We start from the raw sequence: 12,414 nt of genomic DNA, 5'->3' as shown, positions 1-12,414 counted from the left end.
CGTCACCCGCAGGAGCAGAAATGACTAAACGTGTGGCCATTATTGGTGCCTCTCACCGTTTCCCAGGCACCACCACCGACACTTTCTGGCAAGACCTCAAGGCAGGCAAAGACCTAGTCACCCAGGTCGCTGAAGACCGCTGGAGCCAAGAGGCATACCAGCACCCTGATCGTCAGCATCCGGGCACCAGTGTAACCTTTGCTGCCGGCAGCGTTGGCGACATCAGCGGCTTTGATGCTGATTTTTTTGGCATTTCCCCGCGAGAGGCCACGCATCTCGACCCCCAGCAGCGAATGCTGCTGGAACTCGCCTGGGAAGCCATCGAAGACGCCAGAATGGCGCCTTCCAGCCTACGCGGCAGCCGCTGCAGTGTTTTTATCGGCATTTCCACCACCGACCACGCCTTTCGCCTAGCCGATGATCTGGCCGCTCTGGGGACGACGACCGCTACCGGCAACACCACCAGCATTGCCGCCAACCGCATTTCCTATCTGTTCGATCTTCGCGGCCCCAGCATGGCTGTCGATACCGCCTGTTCATCATCACTGGTGGCTTTTCACCAAGCCTGCCAAACAATCCGCAGCGGCGAGAGCGAGATGGCGCTGGCCGGCGGCATCAGCCTGCACATGCACCCTTACGGCTTTATCGTGTTCTCCAAGGCCAGCATGCTCTCGGCCAATGGCCGCTGTCGCGTGTTCGATGCTGATGGCGACGGCTACGTGCGCTCGGAAGGTGCAGGCATATTCCTACTCAAAGACTACGATAAGGCAGTAGCCGACGGCGACCCCATCCTGGCGGTTGTCGCAGGCTCACGAGTCAATACCGACGGCTACAAATCAGGCCTAACAGTGCCCAGTATCGACGCTCAGGCCACGCTGATGCGCGAAACCTATACCCAGGCAGGCATCGACCCTAACGACATCGACTATCTCGAAGCCCACGGCACCGGCACCGCCGTCGGTGATCCAATCGAGACCCGCGCGATCGGCGAAGCCCTGGCCATGCAGCGCGCCACACCGTTGCCGATTGGCTCGGTAAAGAGCAACCTTGGCCACCTGGAAACCGCGTCTGGCGCGGCCGGATTATCCAAGGCGCTGTACAGCCTGCGCTATCGTGAAGTACCTGCCACCATCGGTATTCGCACACTCAACCCCAACATCAAGTTTGACGAATGGAACCTTGAGGTTGTCACCCAGGCCCAGCCACTCAAGCGTGAAGGCCGCCTGATTATTGGCGTCAACTCGTTCGGCTTCGGCGGTGCCAATGCCCACGTCATTCTGGAAAGCCCGCCTGAGGCTGAGGAAGCCCCAGCGACGGCAGAAAACCAACACCCACGACCGCTGCCTCTGCAGCTCAGCGCCCGCAGCGAGCCGGCACTTCGGGCTGCTGCAGGCCGTCTGGCCGACTGGCTAAAGCGCAGCGACGACAGCCTTTACGATATCGCCTACACCCTGAGCCACCACCGCGAGCAGCATCGCGACGGCGCCCTGCTGATGGTCAGCGACCGCCAGGATGCCATCGCAAAACTTGCGGCTCTGGCCGACAGCGACGCGGCGCCCGATCCTCAGACCCTCCGCGGTGAACGCCTAGCTGAGGCCAGTGCCCCTGCATTTATCTACGCAGGTAACGGCTGCCAATGGGACACCATGGGCGCTGAGCTGCTGGCCAGCTCAGCGGTATTTGCCGCAGCAATCGACGAAGTCGACGCCCTTTATCAGCAGCACGGTGACTATTCACTGCGCGCAGAACTGGAAGGCCGCAACGGCACGCTGGAGGATGGCAGCAGCCGCCTGACATTGACAGAAATCGCCCAGCCTGCGCTATTTGCCGTGCAGGTTGGTCTGACTCGGCTACTGGCCACCCACGGCATTGCTCCAGCGGCAGTTGCTGGCCACAGCGTTGGAGAAGTTGCCGCTGCCTGGGCCTCTGGTGCCCTAAGCCTGGCGAATGCCGTCAAGGTCATTCACTATCGTAGCTACTTCCAGGGCAAAACCCGCGGGCAAGGCGAAATGAGCGCGGCATCCATCAGTGCCGAGGATATCCAGCCCTGGCTCAACAGCGGCGACTACCCTGACGTGTACCTGGCCGGCATTAACAGCCCAGGCGGGATCACCTTAGCTGGCAACGCCGAGGCACTGGGCCACCTGGAAGTCGCACTGAGCCAACAAGGTATCGTCGCCAAGCGCCTGCCGCTGGACTACGCCTTCCACAGCCCAGCCATGGACGCCATTCAGGCAGACATCACCACCACCTTGGCTGACATTGCACCCCAGCCTGGCCAAATCACCTACATTTCTACCGTCACTGGGGCTGAGCTACCGACCAGTAAGCTGGACGCCGACTACTGGTGGCAGAACATTCGCCAGCCTGTCCGCTTTAATGATGCGGTCAACACACTGATCGACACCGGCAGCAATGTGTTTATTGAGATCGGCGCTCACCCGATCCTGCGCCGTTACCTGAACGATGCTCTGCGCGATCGTGAGCAGCCCGGCAAGGTAATCGCCACACTGCAGCGTAAGCGCCCTGCCGAAAAATGCCTCAACGAGACCGTCGGCCAGACGCTGCTCAGCGGCGCGGCATACAATCAAAACAGCGCCTTCCCAGTGGCCGGACGCCGCGTGGCACTGCCACACTACTGCTGGCAGCATGAGCACTTCTGGATCAGCGGCACCTCAAGCGGCCTCCGGCTGCTTGAGCGCTACTATGAGCACCCTCTACTGGGCTACCGTTTGGCTCAGCAGCACAACACCTGGGAAAGCCAGCTGGATACCGGCCGCCTGCCGTGGCTGGCCGACCATGTGGTGGGTGAAAGCGCCGTCTTTCCCGGCGCTGGCTTCGTTGAACTGGCACTGGCGGCCGCCCATCACGGTGGCGACAACCCGCTGATAGACATCGAAGCGCTGGAGATTCGCGCGCCCTTACTTCTCGATAGCCCCAAGGGCCGCAACATGCGCCTGCATCTGGCAGGTGATGATGGCCGCATCGAAATCCATTCGCGAGAGCCGTTAGCCGAAGGTGAGTGGCAGCTCAACGCCGTCGCCCGGGTAACTACTCAGAGTCGCGGTTTCCTGCTACGCCGTAAAGCGCCAGCGGTACCTCAGCGCAAACCCGACATCACCCGCGAGCAGCACCTAGAACTGGCGGCTCGGCTTGGCCTGAATTATGGCCCAGCTTTCCAGGCCATTTCCCGCACCTGGATCACCGATGACGGCGTAATCGGCGAAATCACCCTGCCCGAGGCCATCGAGCAGCAGTGCGACGACCTGTATCTGCATCCTGGCATACTCGACAGTGCCTTCCAGCTGTTCATCCCGCTGCTGGCTCACGAGGCCAGCGCCCATGGAACCGGCGGTAACGCCCTGGAAGATCGCGGGCTGGCCTTTGTGCCGGTACAGGTTGGTCGCGTGCAACTCCTGGCCAACAGGGGTAAGCCAGCATTGGCTCACGCCACCATCCTCAAGCGTGCGCCGCACTCTTTCACCGCCGATTTTGCACTTTACGATGCTCAGGGACGCGCCACCGCTGTGCTCCATGAAACTCGCTTCCGTGCCATTCGTCTCAAGCGCCAGCACCACCAACAGTTCAGCTACCTGGACGTGCAGCTCACGCCGGCACCCCGCTTGAACAGCATTCAAGCACTTGATCCGGCACCGCTAAAAACCGCCGTGGCAGAACTGGCCGCCGACTTTTCAGCCCCCAGTGCAATTCGCTTTGCCAACGAAGTGGATCCGCTGCTCGATAGCCTGGCCGACGCCTTTGCCGCTGATGCGCTGAGCGGTCTAAACGATAATTCTGGCCACCTGTCCCACGCCCGCTATCGTGAGCTGACGCGTCAGCAGCCAGAAGCCCAACGCCTACTCGACCAGTTGATTCAGCAGCTGCAGGACGCCGAGCGCCTAGTCGCAGACAATAACGGCTGGCAGCTACACAGCACAGAAGACGACATTCCTGCAGCCAGTATCTGGCAGCTGCTGGTACGCGACTACCCGGATCACTTTGCGCCAGTGCACAAGCTCGGTCGCTTGGGCCGTCATCTGCCAGCACTGCTTGCCGGACATGACAACGCCGAGTCATTGGGTTTTTCTACCGACAGCCTGGCGACTCTATGCCGCCAACTACCCGGCACCGATAGCTGGCACCGTCTGGCCGGCACCTTGCAGGAAGTGTTGAGTCACGTACTCAACCAGCTACCCACTGGACAACGTCTGCGCCTGCTGGAAGCCGGACCCGCCACCCCTGCGTTGTCAGAACAGTTATACAGCCTGCAGCATGCCGACCGCTGCGATTTTGGTCTGCTCAGTGTGGGCGATAGTGCCAAACATCAGGCTGAACAGTTGCAGGAACGCCTCCCATTGATCGACCTGGAAGTGCTGGGTAGCGACGATGCACCTCTGCCGCCCGCTCAACTGGCGTTAATCAGCCTTGAGACAAGCCACGTTGAACGCACCTGTCGTCTGCTCAGAGCGCTACCCCAGCGCCTGGCACCTGGCGCCCAGCTACTGCTGATTGGCACCCATCCCAGCGCCTGGCTGGATGCGCTGCTGGCCACACCGGGCCTGCACGATGATCAGCACAGTGGCGCTGGCACTCCTTTGCTGGCCACCTCACCCAGTGCTGTCGTCGATGAACTCAAACGCCTTGGTGCCAGTAACATCGAACAGCTATCTTTGGGTGACGCTGGGCGCGGCCTGTATCTGCTCCAGGCCAGCTGGCCCGAGGTTACTGAGGCGGCACAAGCGGAAATAGCAGCAGACGCAGAAACTAAAGCAGGTACCGCAACAACCCCGCTACAGATTCTCGTCGACGAGCCCAGTCGCGCACTGGGTGAACGACTGATCAGCGCACTCAGCGCCCGGGGAGGCAGCGCGGTACTGTGCAGCGAGCTGGACGACAACAGCACGCCGCTGACCTGCGTTGACTTACGCCAGGGCGACGCCCGCTGTGACCAGGCCATGGCACTGGCGCACCACTTGGAGCCGCTGGGCAGCGAGGCCAGCCTGTGGCTGATTACCCGCGACGTAGCGGCCATGTGGGCCGACGCGTCACCCGTCGCTGGTGCCGCTCTGGCCCAGCCACAAGGCGCACAGGTGCCCATGGACGCCGCTCTGTGGGGTTTCGGCCGTTCGCTGGCCAACGAGTCCAGCGGCTACACAGTACGCTTGCTCGATCTCTCATCAGGCCAGCCAGACACTGCGCTGAGCGATGTGCAAATCAACGCCCTGGCCGATGAGCTGAGCACCCCCGATGCCGAAACCGAAATCGTGCTGGATGCCCAGGGGCAGCGCTTCGTCACTCGGCTTCGCACGCTTCCAGCACCCAGCTCAACAGCTATCCGCCGCGCCGATACCCCCGAGCAGAGTATGCGCCTGGGGTTCGAGCTGCCTGGCCAGCTGCGCAACCTGGCCTGGACAGCCCACCCGCTACCCAAGCCCGGCCCAGGAGAAGTCACCGTTCGCGTCAAGGCCACCGGCCTCAACTTCCGCGACGTCATGTACACCCTAGGGCTGCTGTCCGATGAAGCCATCGAAAATGGTTTCGCCGGCCCCACCTTAGGGCTTGAGTTTTCCGGCGTCATCGAAGCACTCGGCGATGATGCTAGCGGTCTGAGCGTGGGCGACGCCGTGGTCGGCTTTGGCCCGGCCAGTTTCAGCGACCGGCTGATTGCCAGCCACCTAGCCATCGCACCACTTCCCACGGGGCACAGCTTTGCCGCTGCCGCCACCCTACCCACGGCGTTTTTCACCGTCTACTACGCGCTGAAATACTTGGCACGGCTGGCACCCGGTGAGCGGGTACTGATTCATGGTGCCGCTGGCGGCGTCGGCATTGCCGCCATACAGGTCGCCCAGTGGCTCGGTGCGGAGATCCATGCCAGCGTAGGCAGCGACGACAAGCGCGACTTCCTGCATCTGATGGGCGTAACGCATATCTACGACTCCCGCGCCCTGACCTTTGCCGAGGAAGTCCTCGATGCCACTGACGGCCGCGGTGTCGATGTGGTACTCAATTCGCTGGCCGGAGAGGCAATTCACCAGAACTTACGGGCACTGCGCCCTTTCGGCCGTTTCCTGGAGCTTGGCAAACGCGACTTCTACGCCAACACTCAGGTCGGCCTGCGTCCGTTCCGCAACAACCTCAGCTATTTCGGTATCGACTCCGACCAGCTGATGAAGGAGCTGCCCGAACTGACCAGCGAGCTGTTCAGTGAGCTCATGGGTCTGTTTGCCGACGGCAGCCTCACGCCACTGCCCTACACCGCCTTTTCCAGCCAGCAGGTAGTGGATGCCTTCCGCTACATGCAGCAAGCGCGCCAGATTGGCAAGATAGTGGTCACCCACGATCAACCGCTACAGCCAGCAGAACCGCACACCCTTGGCCGCGACATCCTGACGCTGCCAGACACTGGCAGCTACCTGATTACCGGCGGACTGAGCGGTTTTGGACTGAAAACAGCCCAATGGCTTGCCAGCCGCGGTGCCCGCCAACTGATTCTGGTGGGTCGCAGCGGCGCTGCCAGCGATGCCGCAAAAGCCGCCGTTGCTGAGCTTGAAGCCCAGGGTGTACAGGTTATTGCGGCAGCCTGCGACATTACTGACTGCCAAGCACTGAGCACACTGCTCGATGACTGCCGCACGCGCCTTAGCCCACTGCGCGGAATCGTTCACGCAGCCACGGTGATTGACGACGGCCTGATCCGCAATCTCAACGCCGAGCGTATCGCTCGGGTGCTGGCACCCAAAATCGACGGTGCCCGCCACCTTGATGCCCTGACACGCAACGATCAGCTCGACTTCTTTGTGCTGTACTCATCGGCCACCACTCTGTTCGGCAACCCCGGACAAGCCAGCTACGTCGCCGCCAACCACTGGCTAGAAGCACTGGCTGCCGCTCGCCGCGCCCAAGGGCTGCCGGCCAGCTGCCTGCGCTGGGGCGCCATCGACGATGTCGGTTTCCTAGCCCGCAACACCCGCACCCGTGATGCACTGCAAGAGCGACTGGGCGGCTCGGCCCTGCACTCCGACGACGCTCTGCGCGTACTCGAACAGCTACTGATCCACTATGCGGGGCATGGCAGCACTGGCTCCGCCAGGGCCGGATCATCCGAGCCAACGCTGGGCGTGCTGGAACTGGAGTGGAGCGCATTGCGTCGTTCGCTGCCTAATGCCGAAGCACCACGTTTTAATGAAATTTCCCGTCAAGCCGATGATGAACACCACAGTCATGATGACGGTGGTGACATCTCCGCATTACTTGCCGGACTCAGCCCGAAAGAACAGCACAGCACACTCTGTGAGCTGCTGCGTGCAGAGCTGGCCGCCATTCTGCTGGCCGATGAAGACAGGATCGACGTGAACCGCTCCATCTACGACATGGGTTTCGACTCTTTGATGGGAGTAGAGCTGATGACCGCTATCGAGTCTCGTCTTGGCGTACAGGTTCCTGTCATGGTGCTCAGCGAAGCCTCCACAATCAACAAACTCGCCAACGTTCTGCTGACACGGATGGATCAAGCCAAACCCGACGCCAATAACAGCGATGCTGAACTCGCCTCATTGGCCGCACGCCACGGAGCAGAAAGCTATGACGTCCCAGGCTCGGAGAGTACCCAGTGAGTGAGCATCGAGACACGCTCAAAGCCAAACTGCTGATGCAGGCACGCCAACGCACTCGGCAAGCGCCAGCTACCACCAACGCGGAACCCGCCGCCGGTGCCAAGGTGCCAGAACGCTTTACCCGCTTTGACCAACAGCCCGGCTACCAGCAGATCACCATGATGCGCCAGGGTGCTGGCCAGTTGGGCGTACAGGACCCGTTTTTTCGTGTTCACGAAGGTTGTGCAAGTGCCACCACCACGATCGGCGGTCAGTCTTATATCAACTACGCCAGCTATAACTATCTCGGATTTTCCGGTGACAGCCGCCTCAACCAGGCCGCCCGCGATGCCGTAGAACGCTACGGCACCTCGGTTTCGGCCAGCCGGATGGTCTCTGGCGAACGACCGGTGCATCAACAACTGGAGCGCGCCATCGCAGACAGCTACGACGTCGATGACGCCGTGGTTTTCGTCAGCGGACACGCCACCAACATCTCGACGCTGGGCTTTTTGATGGGGCCCAACGACCTCATCCTGCACGATGAATACAGCCACAACAGCCTGCTGGTGGGCGCCCAGCTGTCGGGGGCCAAACGTATCTCCTTCGCTCACAACGATAGCGACGCACTAGACGCACTGCTAACCCGCCATCGCCATCATTTCGAGCGCGTACTGGTAGTCATCGAAGGGCTCTACAGCATGGACGGCGATGTGCCGGACCTACCGCGATTCATCGATATCAAACGCCGACATCAAGCCTGGCTGATGGTTGACGAAGCCCACTCCTTCGGCGTCCTTGGTGAGCGTGGCCTGGGCATACGCGAGTACTTCGACGTCTCCGCCGACGATGTGGATATCTGGATGGGAACCCTGAGCAAAAGCCTGGCGGGCTGCGGTGGTTATATCGCTGGCTGTCAGCCGCTGGTGGAAACCCTGCGCTATCTGGCGCCAGGCTTTCTCTACAGCGTCGGCATACCCGCTCAGGTGGCAGCGCCGTCACTGACAGCACTACAACTGATGCAGCAAGAACCCGAACGGCTGCAGCGGTTGCACGCCATCTCGCAATATTTTCTTGAGCAGGCACGTGGCATGGGACTGGATACCGGCCACAGCATCGGCGCTGCGGTTGTACCGGTCATCGTTGGCAGCTCACCGCTTGCCGCCCAGCTCTCTCACCAGCTGTTCGAACATGGCATCAATGTCCAGCCGATCCTTCACCCCGCCGTACCGGAAAAAAGCGCGCGACTGCGCTTTTTTCTATCAAGCGAGCACAGCAAGGCACAAATTGACACCACGCTTCAGGCACTGGGCAGCTTTTTGACGTGAGCACTCAAACAGTGAAGCCATCAACGATTCTGTTCTTTCCGCTGGGCTGGGTTCTGGCGCATACGCTGCGCTGTATCGAGATAGCCAACGTATTGCGCCAGCGTGGACACGAAGTGGTATTTGCCGGCGATGACCCGACTCACCCCGACTCACGGCTTCACCTTGTCGAAGAAGCCGGGTTTCGCCTGATATATGCCCGTGAGCCCAACTTACCTTACGCCTGGGATCGCTTTCAGCGACTCGGGTGGCGTGCATCACTCTGGGACCTGGCCCACCTGCGTCACTGGTCTCCCTTGACCAAGATCACCGAGTCACAGGTGAGTGCTATTGAAGCCGTCGCCCCAGACCTGGTCGTGGCAGATGCCACCGTCAGCACCAGTACGGCAGCCTATATTACCGGGCGACCTGTTGCGGGCGTCATGAACGGCTATGCCGCCCGCCTACTAACGCCGCCGGCACTCACCTACTACGCCGCCTGGGGTTACGACCGCTACCTGTTGGCCAAGATACGCCGCAAGCTGTATCTCAAGCATGGCCTGGCGGATACCGACGCCTTCCAGCAGCTCTACCGAATGCCGATGATCTCGCCAGACTTGCCCGGACTTTACCCCTTACCGAAACGCTTCCATGACTACCACATGGTGGGGCCTATTTTTCCCGACATGCAGGCACCGCTGCCCGATTGGTTTGCAGAACTTGAAAATACGCTTGAGACAGAAGCTCGGGACAACACCCCCAATATCTACATCACCATGGGATCCACAGGGTTACTGGATCAGTTCCTGAACGCCATCTACCCTCAATTCGCCAAGCTACCCTACCGCTTTCTGGTGACTACCGGCGGCCAAGCCAGCCAGGCCACCCTCGATGCGGCTCCCGCTAACTTTCGGCTGACCCGCTACGCGCCCGGCTCAAAGCTTCTGGAGCACTGCCAGGCCATGATTTACCACGGTGGCAACGGCAGCATGTATCAAGCGCTGGCAGCCGGCGTGCCCATGCTGGCTCTACCGGCTCATTACGAACAGCGACTCAACGCAAAAATTGGCGTACAGCACGGCTTCGGGTTACGCATGCCCGCACGCCGAGTCAGTATCAAAAAACTGATCAATAACCTTGAGCGGCTGCTCCACGAACCCCGCTTCCGCCAGGAAGCCGCAAGACTCTCCAGCGCCGTACAGACGTCCGACGGCGCAGCTAACGCCGCTGACATCCTCGAAAGCTGCCTAGCTGAAAAACCCATTCACCACTAACGACTCACGTCTCACCCTCAACCAACCCGCCGCTCCAGAAACATTGGCATCCCACCTGCTGGGCGAAGCGTCAAACGACAATCAATACTCACCTCATGGCCCGGCACTCTGCGCGGGCGGAAATGTTGCGCTAAGGTCGCTAGGCAGAGAATCGCTTCCGTCAAGCCAAAACGTTTTCCCAAACACACGCGCGGCCCCACACTAAAGGGTAGGTAGGCGCACTTATCAGGCCGCGGGCTATCAGGCATAAAACGCTCAGGCACGAAATGATCCGGATTATCCCAAAGCAACCGGTGACGATGCAGCAACCATGGCAGCACCAGAATAACCGTACCGGGCCGAACATCCCGGTTGAGAACTCGGTCAGACTCACGCGCCTGACGGCTCAACAAGGGTACCGGCGGATACAACCGCATCGCCTCCTCAAATACTGCCCGGGTAAACGGCAAGCGCTCTACATCAGCAAATGTCGGATCACGACCTTGCAGCACGTCATCCAACTCCTGGTGGAGGCGATCCATACTTTGCGGGTCATGATCCAGCAGATACCAAGCCCATGTCAGCGCATTGGCCGTGGTTTCATGGCCCGCCATAAACATCACCACTGCCTCATTACGCGCCGCATCACGGCTCATCGGACACTTCCCTGTCTGCGCCGACCCCCGCTGCAAAAAATGGTCGATCAGACTGAAGTCGCTCGCATCACCTTGCTCACGACGATCAATAATACGGTCGATAATATCGTGTACTTGCTGCGCCGAATAACGCGTACGGCGTCGGCGCAAAGGGTTCCCTAACAGGCTCAACAATGGCAGCCCAAGCGTACTGCCCAGATCAAGCTGCTCCACATGGCGCTGATACTCAGTAAACCCCGCCACCACCTGAGCCGCCTCCTCCTCTCGGGTATCATCACCAAATACCGTCCGACCAATGATACGCGCCGTCAACCGCGCCATTTCACCCAGCATATCCACTGGCTGATCCGCCGGAAGCTGCCGCCAGTGGCGTGCCGTTTCCTGAGCAGAGGAACTCATCACATCAGAAAACCCAGGCAGTAACTGATTACTCAGCGCCGGCGCACACGCCTTACGCCGCTCCCGCCACAGATCACCATCACTGACAAAGAGCCCATCACCCAGCAACGGCTCCAGCGCCTGACGCATCTGCGGACTTTTAAGGTCATAGTTCGCATGCTCCTGCATGAACACATGCCGCACACTTTGCGGGCTGTTACAGATCACATAATCTTGATTCAACACCTGAAAGCGAATGCTTTTAACCCGGTAGTCACGCTCCTGCCATACAGAAAGCAGATTATGCCGCGCCATAGACATCCGCTTCACAAGACTCGCGCCATCCGGCGGCATCGGCACCTTGACCGGCTCAGACGCCGTTGGCTGCACTGTTTTTTCCAAGACCCCTCCTGAGCTCCTGAATCAACCCATTGAACACCCCAACCCCATCGCCGGATAAATCCAGCTCCTACCAAAACCAAACCCCACAGGCAAAAGTCACCGCTGTACTGGCCTTCGTAGGAGCCCGGTTTATCGGGCGATTCCAACTAATTCACAAAAACCAAACCCCACAGGCAAAAGCCATCGCTGTACTGACCTTCGTAGGAGCCCGATTTATCGGGCGATTCCACCCAGAAAACAAGAACTATACTACGACCAACTCACTGCTCAGGTATCACCCCATGCACAAACCTCACGGCAACTCACTACGCAAAGGCCGAGTCTCACTACCAAACCACTACTACCTGATAACAATCGTGACAAAAAATCGAGAAAAGCACTTCACTAACCCCGAGAACGCCACCATCGCGGCACATCACTTCTACCATGAGACCATACAGAAAAATGCCCAGACACTAGCCTACGTCATAATGCCAGACCATATTCACTGGCTAATCAACCTACATCAGGGCCTCTCAGAAGCCACCCGTAAATACAAAGCACGAGTATCATGGGATCTTGGCAGTGGAATATGGCAGCGCGGCTTTCACGACCACGCCTTACGTAAGGAAGAAAACATTCGCGAAACAGCACGCTACATTATCGCCAACCCAGTTCGCGCAAAACTCGTCGACAACATCAACGACTACCCCTATTGGAACACCATTTGGCTACTGTAACGCAATACCAACCACCCGCCCCCTGTAGGGGCCCGATTTATCGGGCGATTCCAACCACCTCGCAAGAATCAATCAGTCGCCGGATAAATCCAGCTCCCACAAAACCG

The 12,414-nt window shown here is 59.8% G+C and carries 5 protein-coding genes; 4 read left to right on the top strand and 1 reads right to left on the bottom strand.

The genetic code is table 11. The features are described from left to right. The first annotated feature begins 20 nt into the window (after positions 1-20). Genes H616_RS0112295 through H616_RS0112285 form a run of 3 tightly spaced genes read left to right on the top strand, consistent with a single transcriptional unit; the run spans position 21 to position 10,173 of the window. Positions 21-7,616 (top strand): type I polyketide synthase, encoded by a 7,596-nt coding sequence (locus tag H616_RS0112295; RefSeq protein ID WP_027967632.1) that lies wholly within the window; start codon positions 21-23, stop codon positions 7,614-7,616. A 35-nt stretch (positions 7,617-7,651) separates the two neighbouring features. Next, on the top strand, positions 7,652-8,923 hold the full coding sequence (locus H616_RS0112290) for an aminotransferase class I/II-fold pyridoxal phosphate-dependent enzyme (RefSeq protein WP_084155939.1): 1,272 nt from the start codon (positions 7,652-7,654) through the stop codon (positions 8,921-8,923). Then, on the top strand, positions 8,920-10,173 hold the full coding sequence (locus H616_RS0112285; protein WP_035573190.1) for a glycosyltransferase: 1,254 nt from the start codon (positions 8,920-8,922) through the stop codon (positions 10,171-10,173). Before H616_RS0112290 ends, H616_RS0112285 begins: the two co-directional genes overlap by 4 nt. Before the next feature lie 17 nt (positions 10,174-10,190). Here H616_RS0112285 and H616_RS14965 read toward each other — a convergent pair whose 3' ends face one another. After that, positions 10,191-11,588: a cytochrome P450 gene (locus H616_RS14965; protein ID WP_051234281.1), complete on the bottom strand. Its 1,398-nt coding sequence runs from the start codon at positions 11,586-11,588 to the stop codon at positions 10,191-10,193. 281 nt (positions 11,589-11,869) lie between these two features. Here H616_RS14965 and H616_RS0112275 point away from each other — a divergent pair, with 281 nt between their 5' ends. Further along, positions 11,870-12,307, top strand: a complete 438-nt coding sequence (locus tag H616_RS0112275) for an REP-associated tyrosine transposase (RefSeq protein ID WP_027967629.1) — start codon at positions 11,870-11,872, stop codon at positions 12,305-12,307. The last annotated feature ends 107 nt before the right edge of the window (positions 12,308-12,414 follow it).

The organism is Halomonas halocynthiae DSM 14573 (assembly GCF_000425725.1).
In the GTDB taxonomy this organism is placed as follows: Bacteria; Pseudomonadota; Gammaproteobacteria; order Pseudomonadales; family Halomonadaceae; genus Halomonas; species Halomonas halocynthiae.
Note: the sequence above shows the minus strand (reverse complement) of the source record. Positions and strands in the feature narration are given on the sequence as shown.

Excerpts from the sequence above, each read along its gene's own strand:
- H616_RS0112295 (WP_027967632.1), top strand. The coding sequence starts at position 21 with ATGACTAAACGTGTGGCCATTATTGGTGCCTCTCACCGTTTCCCAGGC.
- H616_RS0112290 (WP_084155939.1), top strand. The coding sequence starts at position 7,652 with ATGCAGGCACGCCAACGCACTCGGCAAGCGCCAGCTACCACCAACGCG.
- H616_RS0112275 (WP_027967629.1), top strand. The coding sequence starts at position 11,870 with ATGCACAAACCTCACGGCAACTCACTACGCAAAGGCCGAGTCTCACTA.